The 26,992-nt window shown below is 66.9% G+C and carries 26 protein-coding genes and 1 tRNA gene; 4 read left to right on the top strand and 23 right to left on the bottom strand.

Annotated elements, in window-relative coordinates:
* Positions 1-113 precede the first annotated feature (113 nt).
* Together AC6CHY_RS16505 and AC6CHY_RS16510 are read right to left on the bottom strand one after the other, a co-directional pair.
* A complete protein-coding gene (locus AC6CHY_RS16505) occupies positions 114-911 on the bottom strand; it encodes an ABC-2 transporter permease (RefSeq protein WP_217388640.1) in 798 nt (265 codons plus the stop codon).
* A complete protein-coding gene (locus AC6CHY_RS16510) occupies positions 908-1,831 on the bottom strand; it encodes an ATP-binding cassette domain-containing protein (RefSeq protein ID WP_498227417.1) in 924 nt (307 codons plus the stop codon). The genes AC6CHY_RS16505 and AC6CHY_RS16510 overlap by 4 nt, the downstream gene beginning before the upstream one ends.
* A gap of 154 nt (positions 1,832-1,985) precedes the next feature.
* Between AC6CHY_RS16510 and AC6CHY_RS16515 the strand changes: the two genes are divergently transcribed.
* Both AC6CHY_RS16515 and AC6CHY_RS16520 read left to right on the top strand, forming a co-directional pair.
* Positions 1,986-3,422 (top strand): sensor histidine kinase, encoded by a 1,437-nt coding sequence (locus AC6CHY_RS16515; protein ID WP_498227418.1) that lies wholly within the window; start codon positions 1,986-1,988, stop codon positions 3,420-3,422.
* Positions 3,423-3,427: 5 nt separating this feature from the next.
* On the top strand, positions 3,428-4,135 hold the full coding sequence (locus AC6CHY_RS16520; protein WP_498227419.1) for a response regulator: 708 nt from the start codon (positions 3,428-3,430) through the stop codon (positions 4,133-4,135).
* A gap of 72 nt (positions 4,136-4,207) precedes the next feature.
* On the opposite strand, the gene AC6CHY_RS16525 is transcribed toward AC6CHY_RS16520, so the two are convergent.
* Together AC6CHY_RS16525 and mca are read right to left on the bottom strand one after the other, a co-directional pair.
* A complete protein-coding gene (locus AC6CHY_RS16525; protein WP_217388636.1) occupies positions 4,208-4,480 on the bottom strand; it encodes a hypothetical protein in 273 nt (90 codons plus the stop codon).
* Positions 4,481-4,532: 52 nt separating this feature from the next.
* Positions 4,533-5,426, bottom strand: coding sequence for a mycothiol conjugate amidase Mca (mca, locus tag AC6CHY_RS16530; protein WP_217388734.1), 894 nt, complete (start codon positions 5,424-5,426; stop codon positions 4,533-4,535).
* Positions 5,427-5,621: 195 nt separating this feature from the next.
* Between mca and AC6CHY_RS16535 the strand changes: the two genes are divergently transcribed.
* Positions 5,622-5,960, top strand: a complete 339-nt coding sequence (locus AC6CHY_RS16535) for a DUF4307 domain-containing protein (RefSeq protein WP_498227439.1) — start codon at positions 5,622-5,624, stop codon at positions 5,958-5,960.
* 266 nt (positions 5,961-6,226) lie between these two features.
* The gene (gene greA, locus AC6CHY_RS16540) at positions 6,227-6,721 is read left to right on the top strand and encodes a transcription elongation factor GreA (RefSeq protein WP_217388634.1); all 495 of its coding nucleotides are present in this window, start codon (positions 6,227-6,229) and stop codon (positions 6,719-6,721) included.
* Positions 6,722-6,941: 220 nt separating this feature from the next.
* Here the strand turns inward: greA and ilvA are convergent, their stop codons facing one another.
* The 19 genes from ilvA to AC6CHY_RS16635 form a co-directional block, all read right to left on the bottom strand.
* The gene (gene ilvA, locus AC6CHY_RS16545; protein WP_498227420.1) at positions 6,942-8,192 is read right to left on the bottom strand and encodes a threonine ammonia-lyase; all 1,251 of its coding nucleotides are present in this window, start codon (positions 8,190-8,192) and stop codon (positions 6,942-6,944) included.
* Between the two features lie 104 nt (positions 8,193-8,296).
* Positions 8,297-9,613, bottom strand: coding sequence for an AI-2E family transporter (locus AC6CHY_RS16550; protein ID WP_498227421.1), 1,317 nt, complete (start codon positions 9,611-9,613; stop codon positions 8,297-8,299).
* Between the two features lie 204 nt (positions 9,614-9,817).
* Complete coding sequence (locus tag AC6CHY_RS16555; protein ID WP_217388631.1) at positions 9,818-10,630, bottom strand: Bax inhibitor-1/YccA family protein; 813 nt, start codon at positions 10,628-10,630, stop codon at positions 9,818-9,820.
* 250 nt (positions 10,631-10,880) lie between these two features.
* Positions 10,881-10,962, bottom strand: a tRNA-Leu gene (locus AC6CHY_RS16560).
* A gap of 168 nt (positions 10,963-11,130) precedes the next feature.
* A complete protein-coding gene (locus AC6CHY_RS16565; protein ID WP_217388630.1) occupies positions 11,131-12,504 on the bottom strand; it encodes an NAD(P)/FAD-dependent oxidoreductase in 1,374 nt (457 codons plus the stop codon).
* Positions 12,505-12,593: 89 nt separating this feature from the next.
* Positions 12,594-14,102, bottom strand: coding sequence for a S8 family serine peptidase (locus tag AC6CHY_RS16570; RefSeq protein WP_498227440.1), 1,509 nt, complete (start codon positions 14,100-14,102; stop codon positions 12,594-12,596).
* A gap of 31 nt (positions 14,103-14,133) precedes the next feature.
* The gene (locus AC6CHY_RS16575) at positions 14,134-15,090 is read right to left on the bottom strand and encodes a Ppx/GppA phosphatase family protein (protein ID WP_217388628.1); all 957 of its coding nucleotides are present in this window, start codon (positions 15,088-15,090) and stop codon (positions 14,134-14,136) included.
* Positions 15,087-15,803 carry a DUF501 domain-containing protein gene (locus tag AC6CHY_RS16580; RefSeq protein ID WP_217388627.1) on the bottom strand — a complete coding sequence of 239 codons (717 nt, stop codon included), beginning with the start codon at positions 15,801-15,803 and terminating at the stop codon, positions 15,087-15,089. Before AC6CHY_RS16580 ends, AC6CHY_RS16575 begins: the two co-directional genes overlap by 4 nt.
* A 41-nt stretch (positions 15,804-15,844) precedes the next feature.
* Entirely contained in the window at positions 15,845-16,753 is a 909-nt protein-coding gene (locus tag AC6CHY_RS16585) for an FtsB family cell division protein (RefSeq protein ID WP_498227422.1), read from the bottom strand.
* 142 nt (positions 16,754-16,895) lie between these two features.
* On the bottom strand, positions 16,896-18,176 hold the full coding sequence (eno, locus tag AC6CHY_RS16590; RefSeq protein ID WP_498227423.1) for a phosphopyruvate hydratase: 1,281 nt from the start codon (positions 18,174-18,176) through the stop codon (positions 16,896-16,898).
* A 100-nt stretch (positions 18,177-18,276) separates the two neighbouring features.
* Positions 18,277-18,996, bottom strand: a complete 720-nt coding sequence (locus tag AC6CHY_RS16595) for a MazG nucleotide pyrophosphohydrolase domain-containing protein (RefSeq protein ID WP_498227424.1) — start codon at positions 18,994-18,996, stop codon at positions 18,277-18,279.
* On the bottom strand, positions 18,989-19,819 hold the full coding sequence (locus AC6CHY_RS16600) for a hypothetical protein (RefSeq protein WP_498227425.1): 831 nt from the start codon (positions 19,817-19,819) through the stop codon (positions 18,989-18,991). The genes AC6CHY_RS16595 and AC6CHY_RS16600 overlap by 8 nt, the downstream gene beginning before the upstream one ends.
* Before the next feature lies 1 nt (position 19,820).
* The gene (locus AC6CHY_RS16605; protein ID WP_498227426.1) at positions 19,821-20,183 is read right to left on the bottom strand and encodes a hypothetical protein; all 363 of its coding nucleotides are present in this window, start codon (positions 20,181-20,183) and stop codon (positions 19,821-19,823) included.
* 299 nt (positions 20,184-20,482) lie between these two features.
* Positions 20,483-21,676, bottom strand: coding sequence for an adenosine deaminase (locus AC6CHY_RS16610; RefSeq protein ID WP_217388733.1), 1,194 nt, complete (start codon positions 21,674-21,676; stop codon positions 20,483-20,485).
* 99 nt (positions 21,677-21,775) lie between these two features.
* On the bottom strand, positions 21,776-22,498 hold the full coding sequence (locus AC6CHY_RS16615; RefSeq protein ID WP_217388623.1) for a DedA family protein: 723 nt from the start codon (positions 22,496-22,498) through the stop codon (positions 21,776-21,778).
* Positions 22,499-22,698: 200 nt separating this feature from the next.
* The gene (locus tag AC6CHY_RS16620) at positions 22,699-24,015 is read right to left on the bottom strand and encodes a thymidine phosphorylase (protein WP_498227427.1); all 1,317 of its coding nucleotides are present in this window, start codon (positions 24,013-24,015) and stop codon (positions 22,699-22,701) included.
* Positions 24,016-24,059: 44 nt separating this feature from the next.
* Positions 24,060-24,476 (bottom strand): cytidine deaminase, encoded by a 417-nt coding sequence (locus AC6CHY_RS16625; RefSeq protein WP_217388621.1) that lies wholly within the window; start codon positions 24,474-24,476, stop codon positions 24,060-24,062.
* A gap of 10 nt (positions 24,477-24,486) precedes the next feature.
* The gene (locus AC6CHY_RS16630; protein ID WP_217388732.1) at positions 24,487-25,698 is read right to left on the bottom strand and encodes an ABC transporter permease; all 1,212 of its coding nucleotides are present in this window, start codon (positions 25,696-25,698) and stop codon (positions 24,487-24,489) included.
* Between the two features lie 68 nt (positions 25,699-25,766).
* The gene (locus AC6CHY_RS16635; RefSeq protein ID WP_336245073.1) at positions 25,767-26,990 is read right to left on the bottom strand and encodes an ABC transporter permease; all 1,224 of its coding nucleotides are present in this window, start codon (positions 26,988-26,990) and stop codon (positions 25,767-25,769) included.
* Positions 26,991-26,992: the final 2 nt, after the last annotated feature.

The following is a 26,992-nucleotide window of genomic DNA, read 5'->3' on the forward strand; positions in this document are numbered from 1 at the left end:
TACTCCAAGGACCTCGGCATCCCCTGACCGCCGCCAGAGGTTGAGCGCCCCGGGGACAGGAGGTGGCCGCCGAAGCGATCCGCGCTCCCTCCCGCGGCAGAAGTGTGCCGGATTCAGCTGTCCCTGCCCCGCAATGCCGCATACCCGGCACCGAGAAACACCACCGTCCAGGCCGCCAGCACGGCAAGCGCTGTGTCAGGGCCGTAGGGCTGCTCCGCTGCGGTGCCAAGCACCGCAGCGGCATTGGTCGGCAAGTAGCCGGCCGCTTCCTGCACCGCGTCCACGGTGAACAGCGGCAGGACCTGTGGCAGCCCGAAGAGCAGCACGAACGCCGCGGTCACGGCCCCGGCGCTGCTGCGCAGCAGGGCCCCGAGGCCCAGCATCATCATGGCCAGCAGCCCCAGATAGGTACCCGCACCCAGCATGGCCGTGGCCAGCTGGCCGGGCGTGAACTGGCCGTAGCTTCCCGCGGCGGGTGCCGCCACCAACGTGCCGGCCCCCACCAGGACGGCCCCGGCAACGAAGCCGATGGAACCGAGCACCGCGGCCTTGGCCCCCAGGAACCTAAAGCGCACGGGGATTGCCTGCAGCGAGGTGGTGATGGTGCCGGAACCGTATTCGGAGGTGATCGACAGTGCGGCGAATACGGCAATGAACAGCTGGGACAGCTGCAGGGACACAAAGGCAATGAAGGGTGCCGGCATCGCCGTGTCGTAGCCGTTCTCCCCGCTGGCCTGGGCCGAGGAACCCAGCAGCCAGGCCAGGGCGGCCTGGCCGAGGAGGGCCAGTGGCAGGATGATCCGGGTGGACCGCAGCGAGGCCAGCTTGGTGGCCTCAAACGCCACGGCCCCGGCCCAGCGGGTGCGCGCGGGGCGAATACTTGCCGGTGTGGTTTCTTGGATGGTGCTCATGATGCTGCCCTTTCACTTTCGGTTGGCACGTAGTCGAGGCTGGAGGAGGTCAATTCGGTGTAGGCCTGTTCCAGCGAGGCCTTGTGCAGGGTCAGTTCGTTGATCCTCAGCCCCAAGCCGTGGGCCATGCCCCCGACATCCTCCAGCGAAGCGCCGGTGATCCGCAGGGCGCCGGAGTCAGTACGGGTGACCGAATACCCGGCGCGGGACAGTGCCTCGGCGAGCGCGGCCGCATCGGGGGTGGCAACGGTGATGGAGTTCAGCGCGCTTTCCGCGATGACGTTGTCGATGGTGTCGTCCGCGATCAGCCTGCCCCGACCGATGACCACCAGGTGGTCGGCCGTGGACTGCATCTCACTCATCAGATGGCTGGAGACGAACACCGTTGCCCCGGCGGCCGCCTTGGCGCGCATGAGCCGTCGGATCCACACCACCCCGTCGGCGTCCAGCCCGTTGACCGGTTCGTCGAAGATGAGCACCTGCGGGTCGCCCAGCAGCGCGCCAGCGATGCCCAGGCGTTGGCGCATGCCCAGAGAAAACGTGCCGATGCGCTTGTGCCCCGCGTCCGCGAGCCCGACTTCCGCCAGCACCGTCCCCACCCGGCAGGCGGGGATGGAATTGCTGCGGGCCAGGCCCAGCAGGTGCGAAGCGGCCCGCTGCCCGGGGTGCCCGATCCGCGAGTCGACCATGGCCCCCACGGTGCGCAGCGGGGTGTGGAGCCGCGCATAGGGGACCCCGCCAATCAGTGCCGCCCCCGCGGTGGGTGCGTCCAGCCCCAGGAGCAGGCGCATCGTTGTGGTCTTCCCGGCCCCGTTGGGACCCAGGAAACCGGTGACTTTCCCGGGTTCAATGGCCAGCGAGAGCTTGTCCACCGCCCTTTTGCCTCCGAAGTCCTTGGTGAGTTCCTCAAGCACGATCATGGTCCCGCTCCTTGCCCGGTTGGTGTTTCCTCGTTGCCTTCAACGCTAGGTTCCGTCCCGGGTCCGCGGCCACCGGCGTTGGCCGGGTCTTGGCCGCTGGAACCCCTGACTTTCGTCGGTGTCGGGGCGCTCGGCGGCTCGGTAGCATGGGTGAATGAGGACCCGCTTCGAAGCCGGCTCCCGGTCGCAGCAGGCCGGCTGGGCCATCGTGCTGTTGCTGGCCACGTTCTTGGTGCCCGCCGTGGGCCAGGGCAATGCCCCGGCCGCGGTCCTGTCCGTGGTTGCCGCCTATCTATCCGGGCATCGGCTTGCATCCCTCCGCTTGTCGGTCTCCATGCTGGGGGCGGGGATCCTGGCCGCGGGCGCGCTGCGGCTGGCGGCCGATCCTTCGGGGGCCGCGTCGAGGTGGCTGCTGGACGCGCTGGTGGTCTTTGCGGCGGTGGTGATGCCCTGGTGGTGGGGCCGCTACCGGATGCTGCGCCGCGCCCAGCGCCAGCGCGAACACGAGGTCGTTGCCGCCAACGCCCGCCTGCTCGAGCGCTCCCGCATAGCCCAGGACATGCACGACGAACTGGGGCACGAACTGGCGCTCATTGCCTTGGGTGCCGGGGCCCTCGAGGTCCACGCCTCCAGCACCGAGCAGGGGCGCCGTGCGGCGGCCGAGATCCGCGAGCGGGCATCCCAGGCGATTGATTCGCTGCATGGGATCGTGGCGATGCTGCGCCAGGACGATTCCAACGGCGCGGCACCGATGCTCCCAGCCGGCGAATCGATCCGGGCCCTGATGGAGAGGGTGCGCACCGCGGGGCTTCGGACAGACCTCGAACAGGTGCCGGCCCCGCCCGGAACCCCGGAGCCTTCGCGGGCGCTCCAGGCCGCCATGTACCGGGTGGTCCAGGAAGGCCTGACCAACGCGGCCAAACATGCCCCGGGCGCCGCGGTGCGCATCGGGATCGACGAAGGCGGGGACCCGGTGACCATCACGGTCGAGAACCGCCGCACCTCGCCGGCCCCCGCCGTTCCAACCGGAGGCTCCGGGCTCGCCGGAGTCGCCGAACGGCTGCGCATGCTCGGCGGCACCCTGGAGGCCGGAACGCACGGCCAGGATTTCCGCCTGGTGGCCCGCATCCCGCGGTCCGCTGCGCCCCGCGAACCCGCTCCGGCCCCGGGGATCGGCCCCCTGCCGCCGACGGACGCCCCGGTGGCAGGGGCGCTTGCGGACCTTCGGCGCAACACGCGCTCGCGGCAATGGGCCAGCGCATTGCTGCCGCTGGGGCTGGCGGTGCTGTTGGCCGGCATCCTGGTGACGGTGCAGGTGCTCACTGTGGTGGAAAACGCCCTGGCGCCTGCCGCATACGCGCAGCTGTCGGTGGGCCAGGACCGTGTGGCAGTCGCTTCGCGGCTCCCCGCCGGCGGCCTGGACGGGCCCACCCCGCTGCTTGCCGAACCTCCGGTTCCCGAGGACACCACCTGCCGCTACTTCCTGGCCCGCAGCGGCTTCATGGATTTGAGCAGCGACATGTACAGGTTGTGTTTCGGCCACGGAGTACTCGTGTCAAAGGACCATTTGTTGCCGCGCGAGGAAGGATGAAGCCCATGCCACCGCCGGATGTTTCACAACCCGTCGTCGACCGCGGGGCCGGGCCCATCACGGTGCTGCTGGCCGATGACGAGGCGCTGGTGCGCGCCGGGGTCCGGGCGATCCTGTCCTCGGATTCCGACATCGAGGTCGTGGCCGAGGCGGGCGACGGGCGCCAGGCGCTTGAACTTGCCTTCCGGTTCCGGCCGCAGGTGGCACTGCTGGATATCCGCATGCCTGTGCTGGACGGGCTCGCCGCGGCCCGCGAACTGGCGGTGCGCCTCCCCGGGACCGCGGTGGCGATGCTCACGGTCTTCGGCGAGGACGAATACATCGATGCTGCGCTGAAGTTGGGCGCCAGCGGATTCCTGCTCAAGGCCTCGGCTCCGCAGGAGCTCATCGCCGGGGTCAAGGCCGTGGCCACCGGCGCCGCCTACCTTTCACCGCGCGTGGCTAGGCGGGTCGTGGACCGGCTGCGAGCCCTCGACGTCGGCGCCCCGCAGGCGGCACGCGTGGCCGTGCAGAAGCTGAGCGCCCGGGAAACCGATGTTTTCGTCCTTGTGGGGGCCGGCTGCTCAAATGCAGAGATCGGTGCACGGCTGCACCTGACCGAGGGCACCGTCAAGGGGCATGTCTCGGCAATCCTGCTCAAGCTGGGGGCGGGGAACCGTGTGCAGGCCGCCGTGCTGGCCCACCAGGCAGGGCTGGTCCCGCAAGGCCCGTAAGCCAAACGCCTGCGGTCACGGCAACAGCCCCCAGGGAAAGGTCTCCGTGGGGGCGTGCTTGATACGGGCCGGCTAACGCGCCGGAGTGTCTCCCGGCTCGTCGGGCTGGATGTCCTTGCCTTTTTCCACCAGTTCCTGCTGGCGGGCCTCGGCCTCGCCCTGGTAACGGACGCGGCGGATGCGGCGGGTCATGTCACGGATCAGGAAGATGGTCACGATCACCAGGGCAGCGGTGGCCACAAAGCCCACGAATCCCGGGCCAATGCTCTGGGCCGCGTCGCCGACGGGCGCGCCGGGGGCCGGGGAAGGACTAACTGAAGCTGCATACAGCAGGAACGAATACACGCGCGAAGCTCTTTCCGAAAAAGTTGGCGGGCCGGATTCACCGGCACGTTACCTATCTTAGACCGGCAAACAGGTCGGTCTCTGGGAGTGTGGTGGGAACGGCCGATTCGATGAGGGTGAAGTCCTCCCACGGCCAGGACTTGGCGTAGATCGCCTCGGGCACAGCAAAGAAGAATCCGGTTGGATCAATCTGGGTCCGGTGGGCAAGCAGCGCCCGGTCGCGGTGCTTGAAGAAGTCGGCGCAGTGGATCTGCGTGGTGGTCTCGTGGGGCGAGACCCAGCCGAAAAGCTGCTCGTCCGGGTGCGCCTCCCAGGCGGCGATTCGCTCGGCATACGGCGACTCGATACCTGCATCGACCATGGCGTAGTGCAGTGTCTTGAAACGCTCGGGGGCGAAGGCGCGGTCGTAATAGAGCTTGGAGGTTTCCCAGGGCTCCCCGAGTTCCGGGGAGCTGTCGGCCTTGGCTGCCTCTTCAAAGGCGTGCACGGCGATCTTGTGCGCCTGGATGTGGTCCGGGTGCGGGTAGCCGCCGTTTTCGTCGTACGCAATGATCACGTGCGGCTTGAACTCGCGGATCAACTTGATCAGCGGTGCGGCTGCGCGGTCCAGGGGCTGCAGGGCGAAGGCGCCGAAGGGCAGCTCCGGCAGCGGGTCACCCTCGGGCAGTCCCGAATCAACGAATCCCAGCCAGCGGTGTTCGATGCCCAGCACCGCGGCGGCCTCTGCCATTTCAGTGCGCCGCACCCCGGCCAGGTCGCGGTGCGCGTGCGCAAGCTCGCCGACTGCGGCGTTGAGGATGTCCCCGCGTTCCCCGCCGGTGCAGGTTGCCACCATCACGGAAGCGCCGGCCGCAATGTATGCGGCCATCGTGGCCGATCCCTTCGACGATTCGTCGTCGGGGTGTGCGTGGACTGCCAACAAACGCAGGCCAGTTGAATCAGCGATGTGCTCCACGTTTCGTTCTTCCACCTAGGTAGCTCCAACTTCTCATGCTCGGTGAAGGGTTCCCCTTGCCAAGGCTTAGACTGGTAGGGATGATTTCCCGGCCGCGACGCCCACGAATGGAAAGGGGCGCCAATGTCCAGCTTAACTAATAGGTACGGTTCCCCCAAGCGGGGTTTGGCCAAAAGAACCCGTGTGATGCTCATCATCGGCGGCGTCGGCGCCGGAGTGCTCGGTGCGCTCTATTTGACCACCACAACCACTTCCGGCGTGCAGTTCAAGGACAACTCCTTCGAGGTCCTCTCCCCCACCTTGGCCACCGCGACCGTGGACATCGCCAAGGACGCGAGCGCAACCGTGCAATGCGAGGTGCGGGCACTGAGCGAGTCCTACGCCATTGTCGGGTGGAAGACGCTGACCGTTGGGCCCACCGAGGGCAAGGGCATGACAAATACCCGCTTCAAGGTCGAGCTGCGCACCGAATCACTGGCAACCACCGCAGGCGTCGAGGAATGCCGGGTCATCAAGGACGCATAGTTCCCACACGATCCCCGCTTCCCGGACATTATGAAGTGGCCGAGACGCGCCGATACGCCAAAAGCTCAAACCTTGGGCAATTAGCCAAATGACGGCTAATATCTTTCTAATACGTTAATGCCCCGCTACAGACCGTGACGGACAAAGTTCTTCACCCACTGTGCGGGGTCTTTGCTTGCAAGATGTTCGTCGCATCATCGGGCGGGACCGTCTCGGCATGTTGTTCCCCCAGGGAGTAGCGGCCCTGATTACACAAGGAGTACCACGTGACCACGACCAATCACGAACCAGTTATTTGGCTGACCCAGGAAGCCTTTGACCGTCTGACCGTCGAGCTCGAGCACCTCTCCGGCCCGGGCCGCGCGGAAATCGTGGACCGCATTGAGCAGGCACGTTCCGAGGGCGACCTCAAGGAAAACGGCGGCTACCACGCGGCCAAGGAAGAGCAGGGCAAGGCCGAGGCTCGCATCGCGTACCTCAAGGACCTGCTGCGCCGCGCCCACGTGGGCGAAGCCCCTGCCGACGACGGAGTCGTTGAGCCGGGCATGCTGGTTCAGGCGATCATCGCCGGCGACAAGACCACCTTCCTCTTTGGCAGCCGCGAGGTCGCCGGGGACACCGACCTGGAGGTCTATTCGGAGCGCTCCCCGATTGGCGCCGCGGTCCACGGTGCCAAGTCCGGTGACACGCTCACCTACACCGCACCGAATGGCAAGGAAATCACCGTCGAGATCGTTTCCTGCAAGCCATACAGCGCATAGTTCTTTTCACCCGCGCCTCGGCGTGAGCGGTGGCCCGGTGGCCGCCAGTGCTTCACCCACTTGGATGTCTTGCCCCGCTTAGGGCGATCACCCGGAGGGCCGTCGCATTGGCGGCCTTCGGTTTTTTGGCCCGCTGGCCGCATTCGTGCCACCACGTGCAACGCCCCCTGGAATCCAAGCTGGATTCCAGGGGGCGTTGTCGCGGGTTGGCGGGAGCTGCCTAGCCCATGATCATGGGCTGGAAGCCCTCGGCCCGCAGGTTGTTCAGCACGGCCTCGGAATGCACATGGCCCTTGGTTTCCATGTCGATGGTGATCGCCACGTCCCCCATGGACAGCGAACCGCCGACGCGGGTGTGGTCAAGCCGGGTGACGTTGGCGTCGGATTCTGCGATGACCCGGGAGATCGTTGCGAGCTCGCCGGGGCGGTCATCGAGCATCATGCGCACGGTGAGGTAGCGCCCCGCCGCGGAGAGGCCCCGTTGGATGACCTTGAGCATCAGCAGCGGATCGATGTTGCCGCCGGAGAGGATCACCGCCGTCTTGGTGGGCTTCAGCCCGAGTTCCTCCAGCTTGCCTTCCAGCAGCGCCGCCACGCCCACCGCGCCGGCCGGCTCCACCACCAGCTTGGAGCGTTCCATGAGGAACACCAGCGCGCGCGCCAGCGCGTCCTCGGAAACCGTGACAACCTCGTCGACAAGCTCGCGGATGATCTGGAAGGGCAGCTGCCCGGGCCGGCCCACGGCGATGCCGTCGGCAATGGTGCGCACGGTGTCCAGGGGGACCAGCGCATCGGCGGCCAGCGAGGGAGGATAGGCCGCGGCGTTCTCGGCCTGCACCCCGATGATCTTGATGTCGCGTCCCAGTTCCCGGGCACGGGACTTGATCGCCACCGCGACCCCGGCCAGCAGTCCGCCGCCGCCCACGCCCATCAACACGGTGTCGACGTCGGGCAGCTGATCGAGGATCTCCAGGCCGATCGTGCCCTGCCCGGCAATGATGTCGGGGTTGTCGAAGGGGTGCACGAACACGGCGCCCGTGGCGGTGGCGTAGCGCTCGGCCTCCGCCAGCGCCTCGTCGACGTTGTGGCCGTGCAGGATGACCTCGGCGCCATGGTCGCGGGTGGCGGTGAGCTTGGGCAGGGCCACGCCCAGCGGCATGTAGATGCGGGCCTTGATGCCGAGCCGGCGTGCCGCCTGGGCCACGCCCTGGGCGTGGTTTCCGGCCGAGGCGGCGACGACACCGCGGGCGCGCTCCTCCGCGGAGAGCTTGGCCATGCGCACGTATGCGCCGCGGACCTTGAACGATCCGGCACGCTGCAGGTTCTCGCACTTCAGGTAGACTTCCGAGCCAATGTCCAGGGACAGCGCGCGCGAGTGCTCCATCGGGGTCTGGACGCTGACGCCCTCAAGCAGGGTCCGGGCCTCTTCGATGTCGGACAGGCTCACCGGGAGTGTGGTCTTCTGGATCATGGGAGCGGCTTTCTTCTGGGCGTGTGCGGACACGCGAATGCAATCGGGTCGGGAAGTCTTTCGGGCCAGGACCTTGTGCCGGGCAGTTTGGGCGGCGTGCGGGATCAGGAACCGGGGTCTGGTTCTTCTCCGTCAAGGTCTGCGGGAGCCGGTTCCGTGGTGCGGACCGGCTTGGTAATTCGGGATTCGCCCACCGCGGCCATGGCCGCTGTCTGGGGACCGAACGGGGTCTCGTGTTCCCAGCCCCGGTCGGCGATGTACTTGACCACGGTGTTGGCCACGGCCAGCACCGGAACGGCAAACAGGGCGCCGGCGATGCCGGCGACGATGGAGCCTCCGGCCACGGCCATGACGACGGCCAGCGGGTGCAGGCTCACCGCCTTGCCCATGATCAGCGGCTGCAGGATGTGTGATTCGGCCTGCTGCACAAACAGCACGACCAGGAGCATGATGAGCGCGTTCACCGGGCCGTTGGCGACCAGGGCCAGCAGCACTGCAACAGCGCCGGTGACCAATGCGCCCACGACCGGGATGAAGGAACCGATGAAGACGAGCACGCCCAGCGGCAGCGCCAGCGGCACCCCGAGGATCAGTGCGCCGACGCCGATGCCCACCGCGTCGATGAAGGCGACGAAGAGCTGGACGCGCACGTAGACGACCATCGAGGCCCAGCCCCGGCGTCCGGCGCCGTGGGCTGCGGCCCGCGCGCGGCGCGGCAGGATGTTGACGAAGAAGCGCCCGATCCGCGCACCGTCAAGCAGCAGGAAGATCAGCGAGAAGAGCACCAGCAGCAACCCGGTGATCAGGTGCCCCAGCGTGGTGCCCCAGGACAGCGCGCCGGAAAGAATCGAGGAGGAATTGTTCCTGAGCTGGTTCAGGGCGTCCTGGAGCAGCTGGTCCACGTCCTGGTTGCTCAAGGCAAGGGGGCCGGTGGAGAGCCAATGCTGGATCTGGCCGATGCCGGTCAGGGCCTGGGACCACAGCGAGGCGAATCCGGTGGCCAGCCGCTGCCCGACGATCGACAGGCCCCCGACGATCAGCGCCAGGAATCCGATCATGGTCACCCCGACGGAAAGCCCCCTGGGGAAGCGAAGCGCACGGTTCAGGAATTTCACCACGGGGCTCAGCAGCCCCGCCAACAGGGCAGCGATCATCAGCGGGATCACCAGCAGCGACACGTGGGACAGCAGCCACACGGCGATGCCCAGTGCAATCACGATGACAATCAGCCGCCAGGACCAGGAGGCAGCAATGCGAACGCCGTAGGGCAGGTCTTCGGCCGTGGCGTGATCTGCGTAGGACGGCACTTCGACCGTCTCGGCTTCGGGATAGGTGGCCAGGCGCTGCTTGGTTGCCTGGGCCCCCTGCTGCACGGCTTCGGTGGCGGCGGCCAGGCGCTTGAAGGCGCGCGGCAGCTTCATGCCGCTGCCCCGAGGGAACCGAACCGGGGCGCAGCGACCGGGCGTCCATGCCTCCCGGTCGCATCCAAGCTGCCTGTAAATGCCATGAACATACGTTATCCCCTGGAAGTTGACTGTGCGGCATTGATGACGCACATATTGCAGAAAAACCGCGGGGCAGTACCCAAATCATGGGTACTGCCCCGCGGTCACACGGCAGATTGACTAGTCGTCGCCACGCAAGATGGCCAGAATGCGCAGAATCTCAACGTAGAGCCAGATGAGTGTCACGGTCAGGCCGAACGCGGCTGCCCAGGCCATCTTGGCAGGAGCCCCCTGGCGCACGCCCTCGGAGATGTTGGTGAAGTCCAGCACCAGCGCGTAGGTGGCCAGCAGGACGGCGAGAACGCCGATGCCCAGGCCAAGCAGGCCGCTGCGCATGCCGAACATGCCGTCGATGACACCGAACATCATCAGGCCGAAGTTCAGCAGCGAGAACAGGCCGTAGCCGATCATCGCGATCATGAACATGCGGGTCATCTTCGGGGTCGCGCGGTACTTGCCCGAGCGGTAAAGCATCAGCGTCACGGCGAAGACCGACAGGGTCGCGAGCACGGCCTGGACGGCGATGCCCGGGTACATGTTCTCGAAGACGCCCGACAGCCCGCCCAGGAAGATGCCCTCGAAGCCCGCGTAGAGCATGATCAGGATCGGCGAGGGCTGGCGCTTGAAAGCGTTGACCAGGCCGAGAACCAGGCCGACCAGTGCGCCGACGATCATCAGCCCCGGGAACTGCCAGCCAATGGCGGCACCGATGACGACCAGGCCAAGTGTCAGCATGGTCTTGTTGATGACATCCGCATAGGTCATGCGGCCGGTTTCCTGCGGCGATGCGGACGGCTGCGTGTACAGGTCCTGCAGCGCTTGCGCGCTCATCGGCTGAGCATAGGTCGTGGACGCGGCACCCGTTGCGCCGGCCGCACGGGTCTGCTCGCGGTAGTTCTTGGAATTGAAGACCGGGTTTCCGCCCAGGGCCATGGTGATTCTCCTCCGTAGGGTTGTTAGTAAATAGCCTACGTTGGTAGAACGCTCGATGCAGACCAATAAATCCCCAAATCACCACCTTTTTGGGTTTTAGCGTGTAGCTTGTGGCTTTTAGGGCAACATGGGCGGCATCCCCGTCATTTTCGGCTGTCGCGGCATCCGAAAATGAGGCCCGGATTGCAGCCGGGAAAACAAAGGCTCCTGCTCTCCCGCAAATTCGGGACAACAGGAGCCTTTCGTTTTGTACCCCCAGTGGGACTCGAACCCACAAGCCTTTCGGCAGCTGATTTTAAGTCAGCCGTGTATGCCAATTCCACCATGGGGGCCTACTGCACCAAGCGTACAAGATCGTCCCCTCGGTTGAGAAACGACCGGTTGCCCGCAATACATGGGAAAGGGCGGCGGCAAAGTCATCCTGGGTTCCCGGGCCGTGGGCCTATCACTTTGGTGCCCGGGATCCATGGCGTGTTGCCGCCGCCCTCAATCCGTCGCTGCTAGGCGCGCGGCTTCGGCGTTGCCGCCTCCACGAAGGTGGCGCGCGGGGTTTCGAGGTTGTTCAGCTGCAGGGTGTCGCGCTGGAAGAACAGCGCAACCATCCAGTCGCCCAGGACGCGGAACTTGCGCTCGAAGGTCGGCATGGCCATGCCGTGGTAGCCGCGGTGGGCCATCCAGGCGGGCCAGCCCTTGAGCTTGAGGCCCATGACCTTGGCGACGCCCTTGTTGGCACCGAATCCGGCTACCGCGCCGAGGTTCTTGTGCTTGTAGTTCTTGACCTGGCCCACGCCGTAGCGGGTGGCGTACAGGTTGTGTGCCAGCAGCTTGGCCTGGCGCACGGCGTGCTGTGCGTTGGGCACGCAGGTGCCGTCGGGCAGTCCGCCGGTCACGTCGGGCACGGCCGAGACGTCGCCGGCTGCCCAGGCGCCCTCGATGGCGATTCCGTCTTCGCCGGTGATGCGCAGGTCGGTGCCGGTCATGACGCGGCCGCGGGCCTCGATCGGGAAGTCGGTGGAGCGCACCATCGGGTTGGCCATGACGCCGGCGGTCCAGATCAGGGTGTCGGACTCGAAGGTCTCCGCGTCGGACTTGTCAGGCATGTTGATCAGGGCCAGGACACCTTCCTCGGCGTTGGCCAGGGAGGTGTTCAGCAGCACCTCGATGCCGCGGCTGCGCAGGTGGTCGACAACCCACAGCGCCTGGTCCTCGGTGACCTCGGGCATGATTCGGCCCATGGCCTCGACCAGCACGAAGCGCAGCTCGTCCTTGCCGATGCGGCCGTTCAGGGCGGCGGCGTGGCGGGCCATGTCCTCGATCTCGGCGATGGTCTCGATGCCGGCAAAGCCGCCGCCGACCACGACGAAGGTCAGGGCGCGCTTGCGCTCCGTGGCATTGGTCATCAGCGAGGCGGATTCGATGCGCTCGAGGATCTTGTTGCGCAGGGCAACGGCTTCCTCGATCGACTTCAGGCCGATGCCGGTGTCGGCAAGGCCGGGGATCGGGAAGGTGCGGGTGACGGCGCCGGCGGCCATCACGACGTCGCGGTATTCAAGCTCAAAGGGCTCGCCGACAACCGGCACGATGACGGCCTTGTTGTTCTTGTGGTCGACGGCCGAGACGCGGCCGGTGATCAGTTCTGCGTGCTTGAGGTGCTGGCGGTGGGAGACCACCGCGTGGCGAGGTTCGATCTGTCCGCCGGCGACCTCGGGCAGGAAGGGCTGGTAGGTCATGTAGGGAAGCGGGTCGACAACGGTGACGATGCCGCCGTGGTCCTTGACCTTCTTCTGCAGCTTCATGGCTACGTAAAGTCCAACGTAGCCGCCGCCAACGACAAGAATGCGCGGGCGGTCGGAAAATTGTGTAGTGATAGGCATGTAGCCCATCCTATCCCCAAAAACACCGTTTGTGAAAGTCTTCACTAGCGGCCCATGGCGTGGCAAGCACCACTATTTCCAGGCGGCCTTCAGGCGTCCGGGCCGGACTCCGGAAGCTCGTCGAAAATGTCCTTGGTCCCGGGTCGGTCGCCGAGCTTCAGCGCGGCAACCGGCGCGCTCTTGGCCGATTCGGCAACGGCGGCCCGGTGCCGGGAGCGGGCGAAATGCAGGGTCCCGGCCAGGACGGTGAGCCCCAGCAGCCCGCCAAAGCCCAGCACCAGCAGCGGCGGCAGGAAGCCGACGTCGTCCCCCGGCGCCTGCGGGGCGGGCGCGGCAATCGGCTTGACGCTGGATTTCTCCGTGGAGATGCCCGGGTCCCCGGTGGGCGCGGTATTGACCTGCGGGCCGCGGCGGTGCACCCGGATCCATTCGGTGATGGTGTTCATGGGATTGGCCTTGACCTCGGCGACGGGCGCGGTGAGTGCCGCGTAGGCGTCGAGGATGCCGTGGCCGTACAGGTTGTCGACGCCCGGTGCCCCCGCATCGCGCGCGGTGGACAGGATCCGGTTGATGACCTGCGGGGCCTTCATCTCGGGATACTTGGAGCGGATCATGGCCGCCACACCGGCAACCAGCGGGGCCGCGCCGGAGGTGCCCGACCAGTCGGCGTAGCGGCCGCCGGGCAGCCCTCCGACCAGCGGGTCGGCGGGAGCCGCCACGCCGATGCTGATGCCCTCGGTGGAGGAATCGACGCTGGCCTTGCCCTTGCGGTCGATGCCCGCCACGGTGAGCACGCCGGGAATCGTCGCCGGCGCCCCGACCTGCTTCATGCCGCCGGCGCGGTTGCCCGCCGCCGCGACGATGACCACGTCCCTGTCCTCGGCGTACTTGAACGCGGTGTCCCAGCTAACCGGCCAGTCAGGCTGGGTGGAACCCAGGGAGATGTTGATGACCTTGGCGCCGCTGTCCACGGCCCATTTCACTGCCGCGGGAACCTGGTTCTCCACGGAGATCCCCGCGGGGTTTTCGGTGCCCATCCACAGCGAGACGGAGAGCACCTCGGCCTCCGGGGCCACCCCCAGCATCCCGTCGGGACCCGGGCCCGGCTTCGGGATCTTGATTTCCTCCGGTGCCGGGGGCGGATCTTCCTTGGCTTCCTTGGCGGATTTCACCGCCTTCTCGTAGGCGATTTTTTGCGCTTCGGCATCGGCCTTGGCCGCTGCGATCGCCGCCTTGTTGTTGCCGCGGCCGGCCAGCAGCGTTGCCACGAGCGTCCCGTGTTCCGGAAGGGTGCCCAGCGGCTTCGAGCCGTCGGCGTTTCCGGCCCCCGAGACGTCGGTGCCGCCACTCACCACCCCGCGCAGGTCAGGGTGGGTCTTGTCGATTCCGGTGTCAATGACGGCGACCTTGACACCCGCCCCCTTGGAGACACCCCACGCCTTGGAGATGCCCGAGGCCTGAAGCCACCACTGCCCGTCGCGGGCCGCATCGGCTTGCGCGGCCGGAGCCGCGGTGAGCGCGGCAGACATGCAGAGCGCCAGGGTCAGGACCGTGGCGGCGGCGCGGCGCAGTCTGTGGCTCAAGGGTTCTCCTAGCATGGTGCGTGGACGGGGATTGCGGCGGCGGTTCTCAGTTGCTTGTGCCAAGTCCCAGGGCAATTCCGTCCAGAATATCGTGCTCCGAGGCCGTGGCGGTGGTGATCCGCCCGGAGCTCGCCTGCCCCACCCGTTCCAGGATGCACCCGTAGATCAGCGCGCCCGCGGCAATGACATCCACCCGACCGGGATGCATGAACCCTAGTGAAGCGCGGGTTTCGCGTTCGGCCTCGAGCATGAAAGCGACGGCTGATTCGAGCTTGTCGAAGCCGACCTCGGCACCGTGAATGAGGGTCGAGTCATACTTCTCAAGGCCGAGCGCGGCGGCGGTAAGCGTGGTGATGGTCCCCGCAACGCCCACGATCCGGTCCACCAGGGAGAAGTCGACATCCCGCTGGACTTCGTCGAGCACCGCGTTGACCTGGGCGCGGGCAGCGGCGATCAATTCGGGCGTGGGGTTTTCCAGGCGCCAGAAGCGCTCGGTCAGCCTGACGCAGCCCATGTCCATGCTGCGCGATGCCACCGGGCCGTGGCCGTTGCCCAGCACGAACTCGGTCGATCCCCCGCCGAGGTCGATGACCAGGATGTGGGTTCCGGGGGCGGCCGGCGCCACGGAGGCGGCCCCGGCATAGGACAGCGCGGCCTCGGTCTCGCCGGGCACGACCTCCGGGTCGACGCCCAGGCGCTCGCGCACCCCGGCGACGAACTCGTCGCGGTTCCTCGCGTCTCTCGTGGCGGAGGTGGCCACGAAGCGGATCGAGGTGGCGCCGTGTTCGCGGATCAATTGCGCGTATTCGTCGATGGCGGCAAAGGTGCGCTCCAGTGCCTCCGGCGCGAATTCGCCGGTGGCATCCACGTCCTGGCCCAGGCGCACCACCCGCATCTGGCGCAGCACGTCGGTGAGCGCCGGGCCGTTGGGTGTGTCGTGCGTGTCCGCAATGAGCAGGCGGATGGAGTTGGTGCCGCAGTCGATGGCGGCGACGCGTGTCATGCTCCGGGGGTTTCCTTCGTGTCGGCGGCGGCCTCGCGGGCGGCCCGCGCGGCGGCGCGCTCGGCCTTCTTCACGGCCGGGTCAACGGCCTGCGTCTTCACGTGGCGCGAGCGGTCCTGGCTCGGGGCCGGGGCCTGCGTGTCCCAGGCGCCGGCGCATCGGCAAACGTCCTTGGTCCACCATTCGGCGATGGCCTCCAGCGCCCTGTCCCCCAGCGGGTTCACGCCGGGGCCGGCGGCCAGCGAGTGGCCGACCAGCACATGCAGGCACTTGACGCGGGTGGGCATGCCGCCGGCGGAGACGCCGGCGATTTCCGGGACGGCACCGGTGCCGGAGCGTTCGCCAATGGCGTCGCGCACGGCCAGGTACTGCTCGTGGGCCTGGGCGTAGGCCTCGGCCAGCGCCGGGTCCTGCTCGAGTTCCGCGTTCATCTCGTTCATCAGGCCGCCGGCCTCCAGACGCGAGACCGCGGCGGTGATGACCGGGTGCGTCAGGTAGTACGTGGTGGGGAACGGGATCCCGGAGGACAGCCGGGGCGCGGTGGTGGCCACCAGCGGGTTCCCGCAGACGCACCGGGCGCCGATTTCCACTACATCGCGCACCGGGCGGTTCAGTTGGCGGGAAAGCGTCTCCAGGTCTGCGGCGCTGGGCACTCGTGCTGCAGCATCAAGTGCTTCGTGGTTTTGGTTCGCGGCGTCCACGGTTGGGAGCATCTCCTCGCGTCGGTGGGTCAGGTCAGGGGGTTGGTGCAGGCTCAGTCGGTGGCGGCGCGCTGCACCGAGTCAAAGAGCGCATCGACCCAGGGAAGGTCGGTGCGGACTTCCTCGGGGCTTTGGTTCGCCTCGCCCGGCACGTCGTCTGCCGGCCGGGAGCCGACGACCATGTAGTTGCGCTCGCCCGGCATGACCAAGTTTATCCGGTCGCGGGCCTGCTGCTTGATGTACAGCGGATCGTCCCAGCGCGCGATCTGGTCCTTGAGGGCTTCCTGTTCCGCCTGCATGGCGGCAATCGAGGTGCGCAGCGCCGCGATTTCGTCGCGCTGGCGCGCATAGGTCCCGATGCTGGGGACCAGCAGGACGGCGAAGACCGACAGCGCGATGCTCAGTGCCAGCAGGCGACCGGAAAAGCTGCGTGCCGGAATGGGCTTCTTGGGACCGTCGGGGCCCTTGCGCTCGGTCTTTTGGGCCGCCTTTTCGTCCTTGCGCACCGCCCCGGAAAGCAGGTTCCGGTCTTCGATGCGTCGCTGCGAGGCGGTGGCCCTGGAGCGCGGCGACCCGCCGCCCTTGGCGCCCGTCTTGGGTTTGGAAGCGGCCTTGGGACCTGTCGGCCTGGACGGGGATTTCGCGGGCGAGGCCTTGGCAGCAGCCGGCTGGGCCTTGGCGGACCTGGGGGTGCCGGGCGTTGCCTTGCCGGAGGGGGCCACCGGGCCTAGCGGAATGACCTTGGCGCGGGGGGCATTGGCCGCCGGGCCCGGGGTGGCGTTCCGGGGCGCCGCGGCAGCGGAGCCCGGCTGCGTCTCGCGGTAGGGCCGCGGCCGCTTGGGCGCGGCACCCGGGTCGTTGGCCTGGGAACCTGCACCCTGGCCGGGACCGGTTTCGGCCTCGCGTGCGGGGTTGTGGGCCGAGGCCCCGGAGCGTGGCCTGGGGGGACGTCGCGCGGCCATCTGACTCCTTGCCCGGTAATGCCGGAGCCCGTTTCGCATGGCCCCGGTTGGTTCGTGGTGGCGAGCTTTCGGGGGTTAACACAAAAACTCGTGGGGGAACCAAGAATAGTTCCCCCACGAGCCTACGTGTAATTACGCCGTGCTAGGCACCGAAACGCGGGAAGGCCCCGGCACCGGCGTAAACCGCCGCGTCGCCGAGCTCTTCCTCGATGCGCAGCAGCTGGTTGTACTTGGCAACGCGCTCCGAGCGGGCCGGGGCACCGGTCTTGATCTGGCCGGCGTTGGTGGCAACGCAGATGTCGGCGATCGTGGTGTCTTCGGTCTCACCCGAGCGGTGCGAGGTGATGGTGGTGTAGCCGGCGCGCTGCGCCATGGACACTGCATCCAAGGTCTCGGTCAGCGAGCCGATCTGGTTGACCTTCACCAGCAGCGAGTTGGCCGTGGCCGTCTCGATGCCGCGGGCCAGGCGCTCCGGGTTGGTGACGAACAGGTCGTCGCCCACCAGCTGGACCTTGTCGCCGATGGCGTCGGTGAGGGTCTTCCAGCCTTCCCAGTCGTCCTCGTCCAGCGGGTCCTCGATGGAGACCAGCGGGAAGTCGGCAACCAGCTGGGCGTAGTAGTCGCTCATTTCCTGCGCGGAGATCGACTTGCCCTCGAACTGGTAGGTGCCGTTCTCGAAGAACTCGGAGGAGGCAACGTCCAGGGCCAGGGCGATGTCCTGCCCCGGGGTGTACCCGGCGCGGGTGATGGCCTCGGTGATCAGTTCCAGGGCAGCGCGGTTGGACGGCAGGTTCGGCGCGAAGCCGCCCTCGTCGCCCAGGCCGGTGGACAGGCCCTTTTCCTTGAGCACCGACTTGAGGTTGTGGTAGACCTCAACACCCCAGCGCAGGCCCTCGGAGAAGGTCGAGGCGCCGATCGGGGCGATCATGAATTCCTGGATGTCGACATCCGAGTCGGCGTGCGAGCCGCCGTTGAGGATGTTCATCAGCGGAACCGGCAGCACGTGGGCGTTCGGGCCGCCCAGGTACTTGTACAGCGGCAGGTTCGCGGACTCGGCGGCGGCGTTGGCCACTGCCAGCGAGACGCCCAGGATGGCGTTGGCGCCCAGCTTGGACTTGTTGGACGTGCCGTCCAGGTCGATCATCGTGAGGTCGATGGCGCGCTGGTCGGTGGCGTCCATGCCCTCGATGGCCTCACCGATGTCCTCGATGACCGCTGCGACGGCGCCGAGAACACCCTTGCCCTGGTAACGCTTGGGATCCTCGTCGCGGCGCTCTGCTGCCTCAAAGGCACCGGTGGATGCACCGGAAGGAACTGCTGCGCGGCCCATCGAGCCGTCGGACAGCAAAACCTCAACCTCAACGGTTGGGTTGCCGCGCGAATCGAGGATCTCGCGGGCGTGAATGGCTTCAATCAATGCCATGGGAAGGTACTCCTTCAAGGGGTGTGGATGTTAGTCAAACGTGAACTGCATGATGCAGGCGCCGTTGCCTGCCCCAAGCCTAGCTTGGGTGAGACTCAGTTCACGAAAGGGTTTCGTGTGTTTCGGCCCCGGCCTGCGCGATGCGCTGTTGCACGACGTTGCGCAGGGCCCGTTCGGCGTCGAGCCCCTGGGCCTGGGCCATGGCGCACAGGGCGAGCAGGTGCTCGCCCAATTCCTGTTCGCTTTCCGGGATGCCGCCTTGCGGCGGCTCCCCCCGGCGGACAGAATCCTGGATGTCCCGCTTCTCCGCGGCGCCGGGTTCATCCCGGGTTTCGGTGATTGCCGCGTGGCGGGCGGTGCGGGAGAGAAATGTCTGGGCGTACAGCAGGGCCGGCAGGTTGGAGGGCAGGCCCGCTGCGGCCGATTCGTTTTGCGTTTTTTCGGCTCGCTTGGCCCGGTCCCAGGACTCGATGATCTCGGCGATCGAGTCGGGGAAGCTGTCCCTGAGGCTGCCGTCGGCGTGGAAGACGTGGGTGTTGCGGCGAATCATCTTGGCGCCCAGGTAGGCCGCGATCGACTCCAGGTCGAAGGCCCGCCGTTCGGACCCGATGGCAGCATGCAGGACGACCTGGAGCAGGATGTCGCCGAGCTCGGCTTCCAGTTCCCCGTCCGGGGCGTGGGTCTCGATGGCCTCGGTGAGTTCGTAGGATTCCTCGAGCAGGTACTGGACAAGCGACTCGTGGGTCAGCGCCGCGGTCCAGGCGCAGTGCTCGCGCAGTTGGGAAATGATGTCAACGAGGCGGTCGACCTGCTCACTCACTGGTTACCTCTAACTCGCCACCGTTGCGATTCTTCAATTGCGCGCGGGCTTTCCTGCTCGCCCGCAATTCATCTAATCGAATCGCGGCCGAACATTCGGTACAAAGCAATTCCAACTGATAGGCACTAGACACGATGTCATGAAGATCGGCCGTCACACCCTTGGCTGCCACCGATTCGATAACGAGCACACCTACTGGAACGACCATGCCGCCCACCACTCTATCAATCCGCCTACACAGGTAGCTGCGTGACTGCATGCGCAGATTTTGTACTACCGCCAACGGCAAGTTGTATTCCCCCGCGATCTTCTGATCCCACAAGTCGCGGCCCCTAGGTAAGTCAGTCTTAATAAACTGCCGGGCCTGCCAGGTCTCGGCAACGATGCCTTCACCTTGCTCGTGGTGCGTACGGACAGTGGTCGCAAAAGTAGCGTTGTCTGAGTACCGTCCGATTTGAATAAACTGGCCACTCAAACACGGAGCAAAGATAGATGCCCTGAACTCGACGGTGTCGATGCCGAGATCCTGAAGCAATCCACGTAGGAGAAATTGCACGCGTTCGTTTCGTGGACCAGTCAAGAGTTCAAGTTCGGCACGCAATTGCAAAACCTGCTGCTCCGCCTTGCGGCTGGTGCTTGCCCAAACTATTGCCCAAATAGTTCCACCCAGGACTACCAGCGCTGGTAGCCACCAATACTCTGAATTCGTGTTCCTGGCCAGAAGGACGCTGAGCCAAATAGTTCCGGCTACTTGCACGGTCGTCGGTCCGAACTGTTTGATGATCCGCCATACTGCGGCCGCTCTCAGTTCGCCCGTGCTCAAACTATGCAAGCGCCAATTCCGTGCCGTATTTTTCAAGATGACGGTTACCCCGCGGTGACGGCAATCTTGTTGGCACGAGCTGTTCATCATCCTCAACGACAACCCCGGCATCAGCAAAAGTCCTTCGAATCACCTCTTCGCAGCGAGCCTGGGCTTCACCCCAAGATCCCGCTTCGATGTGAAACGAAATACGAATCAAATGGTCATTCGCTAGATGGACTCCAGCCTTTTCAATCACTTGGTTTCCGAAGATCGTGTCGTTGAACGCGGTCGATATATCACTAGTAAGACTGTCTATGTCCTCAACACCGGCGGCTAAGACCTCAGTCTCAAATTGGAACTTCATTGGACGGGCGGTAGCCATCGCAGTTCCTCCTTTCGGTCCGATTATTGATTCTCGTGCCACCATCATAGCCCTCTAGCGTCAGCCCACACTGTAGTCAAGAGCAAGTGGTGCTCAGCATGGCATGACCTTCGGAATCCGAAGGGCCCTCCGCCCCGCACGGATATGTGTCAGCAAGCATCCATGAGTTCCCGTCATTCCGATTTATCGGACCGAAGCAAAAAACCAAGGCCGGTGCACCCACGCTCCAAGACGAGCATCGATGCACCGGCGATCGGTGGCACGGACCGGCTGCTGCCGGCTCCCGCTTGGGTTATTCCCTAGTCTTCGTCCTCGTCGTCGATGTCCTCGTACTCGAGGTCATCGTCGTCGTCTTCGTCGTTGAGTGCGTCGTAGGCCTCGTTGATGAAGTCGACCAGGGCCTCGCGCTCCTCCAGGGGAAGGAACGCTGCCTCGGCGGCGTTCAGCGTGAGGTCCATCAGGTCCTCTAGGTCGTAGTCGAAGGCCTCGACGAGCAGTTCGAACTCGTCAGAGATGGTGGTGCCGCTCATCAGCCGGTTGTCCGGGGAGATGGTGACGTTGAAGCCGGTCTGGATCAGCAGGTCCACCGGGTGGGACTCGATGCCCTCGCCGAACGCGGCGGTGGCGCCGGTCTGCAGGTTGGAGGACGGGCAGATTTCCAGGGCGATGCCGCGGTCGCGCACCCAGTTGGCCACCGGGCCCAGGTTGACCAGGCCGGTGTCCTCCCCGACCTCATCGCCGTCGTCGTCGACTCCGCCGTACTGGATTTCGATGTCCTCGGCAATGCGCACGCCGTGTCCCAGGCGCTGGGCGCGGCCGGTGATCAGCGCGTCGCGGATGGATTCGAGGCCGGCTGCCTCCCCGGCGTGCACCGTGGTCGGGAAGAAGTTCTCCGCCAGCAGGTCGAAGGCCTTCTTCATCCGCGAGGGCGGGAAGCCCTCCTCGGCACCGGCGATGTCGAAGCCGACGACGCCGCGGGAGCGGTGGCGCAGCGCGAGTTCGGCGATCTCGACGCCGCGGTCGGCGTGGCGCATGGCGGTGAGCACCTGGCCGACCTGGATCGGGGTGCCGGCCTCCGTCATCCGGGTGCTGGCCTCCTCGAGCCCGGCCTGCACCGCCTCGACGACGTCGTCCAGGGACAGGCCCTCGCGCTGGTGCTGCTCGGGCGCCCAGCGAACCTCGCCGTAGACCACGCCGTCGGCGACGAGGTCCTCGACGAATTCGCCGGCAACGCGGCGGAGCGCGTCCTTGGTCTGCATCACGGCAATGGTGTGGTCAAAGGTTTCCAGGTAGCTCTCCAGCGAACCGGAGTCCGCCGAGGCCCGGAACCAGGCACCGAGTTCCTCGGCATTGGTGGAGGGAAGCTCGTGGCCCGCCGCGGCGGCCAGCTCGATGATGGTTTGCGGGCGCAATCCCCCGTCGAGGTGGTCGTGCAGGGATACCTTGGGCAGGGCCCGGAAGTCGAAGGAAGGGTCATATGCAATGTGGATCATCTCGTCAGTCACCCGCCCAGCCTAGCGGGGCGCGACGGGTTCCAACAGTGGGCCCAAGTGGTGTTGGGGCAAATGTTCATCCAACGCTTCCGCGGTGTTTCAGTTGCCGTCCGACACCATTGGCTCGGGCTCGGGGTCCTCTCCCGGAACGCGCACCGGGCGCGGCGACTGGACGGCGTGTGCGGCCCCGGCGGCGAGGCGGTCTTCCCGCTCGGAAATGCGGCGTCCGGTCCGCACCAGGACGGCGTGGGAAAGCTTGTCGATCAGGTAGCCCATGACGATGGCCAGGGCGACCGAGAGGACGATCCCCAGCAGCTGGTTGTCGTGGAACCAGGCGCCCGCCACCACGCCGATGGCCACCGAATAGCTGGACCAGGTCAGGCACCCCGCGACGTCCAGCACGGTGAAGCGCCGGTGCGAGAAGCCGGTGGCCCCGGAGCTGAGGTTCACCACCACCCGCCCGATGGGAACGTAGCGGGCGGTGAAGATCAGCATGGCGCCGCGCATGTTCAGCTCGCGGCGGGCAAAGGCGAAGAGCTTCTGCATGCGCGGGCGCCTCATCCAGCCGAAGCGCTCGGTGCCGATGCGCCTGCCCAGCAGGTACGCCATCTGGTCCCCGGTGATCGCCCCGACGGCACCGGCAAGGATCAGCAGATAGACGTTGGGGATCCCGGTCCCGGCCGCGACGACCCCGAGGGCGACGAGCAGCGTCTCCGAGGGCAGGATGGGGAGAAACCCGTCGATGAAGCAAAAGAGGCAAACGATCGGCAGGATCCACCACGCGTTGGCCGCGTGAACGATGGCCTCATTGATCAGGTCCACTTAAACCGGCTTTCCATTGCTTTGGCGCGCACCGCTGGAAGCCCCAAGGCGCGGCATGTAAATAAGTCCAAGAGCCACTTGGCTCTTATTCTCCCGCATTTCCCCCGCATCGTGCATCATTCCGCGGGTTGAATCCCGCGGGCCGCGCCTCGTCCTTTCGGACCATGTTCCGGCCCCGGGCGCCCGGGGCCGGGGAAGGGTCAGGAAGCGGTGATCCTGTCGATGACAAGGGCCATGTCCGGCCGGCTCCCGGCCGGTGCGATGGTCGCCGCCCCTTCGAGCAGTTCCCGCGCCCGCTCGAAGCGTTCGGGGGTGTCGGTGAGCATGGTGGCCAGCGGCGCACCGCGACGCACCACGTCCCCGGGCTTGGCATGCAGGCGCACCCCGGCCCCGGCCTGCACCGGGTCCTGCCGGCGGGCGCGTCCGGCACCCAGGCGCCAGGCGGCAACGCCCACGTCCATGGCGTCCAGGGAGGTGATGACCCCGTCGGCCTGCGCGTAGACGATGTCCGATTCCCTGGCCACCGGCAGCGGCGCGCCGTTGTCCCCGCCCTGAGCGGCGATCATGGCGCGCCACTTGTCCATGGCCCTGCCGTCCTTCAGCGCGGCCGCGACGTCCACGTCGGTGATCCCGGCGCCGGCGAGCATCTCGGTGGCCAGCGCGATGGTCAGTTCCACCACGTCGGCCGGGCCTCCGCCGGCGAGCACGTCGATGGATTCGGTGACCTCGATGGCGTTGCCGGCGGTGAACCCCAGCGGGGTGTCCATGTTGGTCAGCAGCGCCACGGTGTTCACCCCGGCGTCGGTGCCCAGGTTCACCATGGTGCGCGCCAGCTCGCGGGCGTCGGCAAGGTTCTTCATGAAGGCGCCGGAGCCGACCTTCACGTCCAGCACCAGTGCGCCGGTGCCCTCGGCGATTTTCTTGCTCATGATCGAGGAGGCGATCAGCGGGATCGATTCCACGGTGCCGGTGACATCGCGCAGCGCGTAGAGCTTTTTGTCCGCCGGGGCCAGGGAGGCGCCGGCGGCGCAGATGACGGCGCCGACCGAGGAAAGCTGCTTCATCATTTCCGCGTGGGTCAGCTCCGCCCGCCAGCCGGGGATGGCCTCGAGCTTGTCCAGCGTGCCGCCGGTGTGCCCCAGGCCGCGGCCCGAGAGCTGCGGGACGGCAACGCCGAAGACGGCGACCAGCGGCGCCAGCGGCAGGGTGATCTTGTCCCCCACCCCGCCGGTCGAGTGCTTGTCGGTGGTGCGCATCGCGATACCGGCGGGGGTCCGCAGCGTGGAGAAGTCCATGCGCTGCCCCGAGTCGATCATGGCGGTGGTCCAGCGGGAGATTTCGGCCCGGTCCATCCCGTTGAGCAGGATCGCCATGTTCAGCGCCGCCATCTGCTCCTCGGCGATCACCCCGCGGGTGTAGGCGTCGATGGTCCAGTCGATCTGCGCGGCGGTGAGGGTGCCGCGGTCGCGCTTGGTGCGGATGATGTCAACGGCGTCAAAGTTCTCGGTGCTCATCATTCTTCCTTGATCCGGACGCCTGCCCGCTGGCGCGGGGCTGCGGCCTAGAGGTTGTGCTGCCCGAACGCGTCGGGCAGCACCTGGTCCATGGTTTGGATGCCGCGCGGGGTCATCAGCTGCATCTGCTGCCCGCGGTGTTCGAAGAGCAGCTGCCGGCAACGCCCGCAGGGCATCAGCGGGGCGCCGGCGGCGTCCACGCAGTAGAAGGCGTGCAGCTTGCCGCCGCCGGTGGCAAAGAGCTCGCCGACCATGTTGCATTCGGCGCACAGGGTGACCCCGTAGGCGGCGTTTTCCACGTTGCAGCCAGAGACGATGCGCCCGTCCTCGGTCAGCGCCGCGGCGCCGACCCGGTAGTTCGAGTACGGCGCGTAGGCCCGCTCCATGGCCGCGACGGCAGCCAGGCGCAGGGCCTCCCATTGGGCCTCGCCCACGTGCGGCAGGGCCGGGTGCGAATCATCCATGGATTTCCCCCTAGCCCTTCACGTAGGGTTCGCCGTCGGCGGCCGGGGCCCGGGACTTGCCGACCAGCCCGGCCACGGCGAAGACGGTGACCACGTAGGGCAGCATCGCCATGAACTGGCTGGGCACCGGGGTGCCGATGATGGTCAGGATCGACTGCAGGTTGTCGGCAAAGCCGAAGAGCAGCGCGGCGAAGAACGCGCCGATCGGGTTCCAGCGCCCGAAGATCACCGCGGCCAGGGCGATGAAGCCGCGTCCGCCGGAGATTTCCTTGGTGAAGGAGTCGATGGCCACCAGGGTGAAGAAGGAGCCGCCGATGCCGGCGATCGCCCCGCCCAGGACCACGTTGACGAAGCGGGTGGTGTTGACCTTGATGCCCAGGGTGTCGGCGGCCTTGGGGTGCTCGCCCACGGCGCGCACGCGCAGGCCCCAGCGTGTCTTGAACAGCCCGATCCACACTGCCGCTACGGCGATGTACATCAGGTAGCCCACGATGGACTGGCGGAAGAGGATCGGCCCGATGACCGGGATGGCCGAGAGCACCGGGATCTCGATGACGCTCAGGCGGCCAGGGGAATTGTAGAGCTCCGGGTCCGACTGCATCACGGTGGTGAACAGGAATCCGGTGATGCCCGAGACCAGCACGTTGAGCACCACACCGACGATGATCTGGTTGACGACGTACTTGATGGAGAAGATCGCCAGCACCACCGAGACCAGCGCGCCGGCCACGGCGGCGGCGAGCAGGCCGAGCATCGGGCTGCCTGTCACCGAGGCGATGATCGCGGCGCTGAAGGCGCCGCCGAGCAGCTGGCCCTCGATGGCGATGTTGACCACGCCGGCGCGCTCGCACAACACCCCGGAGAGCGAGCCGAAGACCAGCGGCACGGCCAGGGTCACCGACCCGGCGATCAAGCCGGCCAGGGAAATCTGCGGGGTGCGGGCGCCGGAGACGACCCAGACGAGGAACGCGAAGATGAACAGTGCGGCGAAGACCACCGGCACCCAGCCGGGTGTCGGGCGGTGTTCGCGGGCCAGGAAGATCGAGTACCCGGCCAGCACGCACATCCCCAGGCCCAGCACGATTCCGGTGGCGATGCCCGGGACCACCAGGTCCGGCAACGTGAACACGTCGCCACCGGTGGAGATGCCGAAGGTCGCGCTCTGGTCCGAGCCGTTGAAGCCGAAGAACACCAGCGAGAGCAGCCCGATGGCCGAGAGCATGATGGGGGTCTTCCAGGCCACCGGCGCGAGCACCGGCGACGTGGCGGACAGAGTGGGGGCCGGAGCGCTCACGCGCCACCTCCTTGGCTTGCGGGTGCAGCGGGCGCAGGCGCCGCGTGCTTGGGTTTCGTCGGCGGCCTGGACTTCGCCTTGCGGTTCAGCCCGAACATGGCACGCACCAGGGGCGGCGCGGCGATGAAGAGCACAATCAGCGACTGGACGACCAGGACGATGTCGATGGGGGTGCCGGTGGAAATCTGCATGGTCACCGCGCCGGCGCGGAAGGCGCCGAAGAGCAGGCCGGCGAGGAAGGTACCCCACGGGGTGGAGCGGCCCAGCAGCGCCACGGTGATCGCGTCGAAGCCAAGCGAGGCGGCGATGCCAGCGGTTAGCACCTTTTCCGTGCCCGCCACCTGGGCCACGCCCGCGGCGCCGGCCAGGGCACCGGCCAGGGCCATGACCAGGATGGTGGAGCGGGCGACATTGACCCCGGCGGTGCGGGCCGCGGCGGGGTTGGCGCCCACGGCGCGGAACTCAAAGCCGATGGTGGAACGCTTCAGGATCCAGGAAACCAGCAGGGTCAGCGCGATGGCCATGACGAATCCCAGGTGCAGGCGGGATCCGGGCAGCGCCGGGAAGACGGCGCTGGGGTCCATGACCGGAGAGATCGGGTTGCTCTCGCCCGGGCGCTGGAAGGCCTCGGTGTTCAGCAGGAAGTCGAGGAAGTACAGCGCCACGTAGTTGAACATGATCGTGAGGATCACTTCGTGGGCACCGGTGCGGGCCTTGAGCAGGCCCACCAGCCCACCCCAGACGGCGCCGCCCACCACTCCCATGAGGATGACCAGCAGCAGGTGCAGGCCAATGGGCAGGTGCCAGGCGAACCCCGCGTAGGAGGCCATGACGGCGCCAATGATGATCTGGCCCTGGGCACCGATGTTGAACAGCCCGGCGCGGAAGGCCAGCGCGACGCCGAGGCCGGCGCAGATCAGCGGCGTGGAGACCGTGAGGGTCTCCAGGAACGGCTCGAAGCCCTGGCGCGAGTTGTAGATCGAGCCCTGGAAAAGCGAAACATAGGAGTCGGTCCCCGCCGCCCACAGGGCCTGGAAGAAGTCCGAGGGTCGAGAGAAGAGGTAGCCGGCGGTCGTGGCGACCTTGGGGTCGGTAGCGGCGATCAGCAGGCCGCCGAGCACCAGGGCCACGAACACGGCCAGGACCGAGACGAGGCCCGGACCCCGGGTGATCCGTTCCCAGGTGCCGTGCGGCTTCTCGTCGATGGTGTTGGCGTGTATCG

It is taken from the genome of Paeniglutamicibacter sp. GQ140, assembly GCF_059759235.1.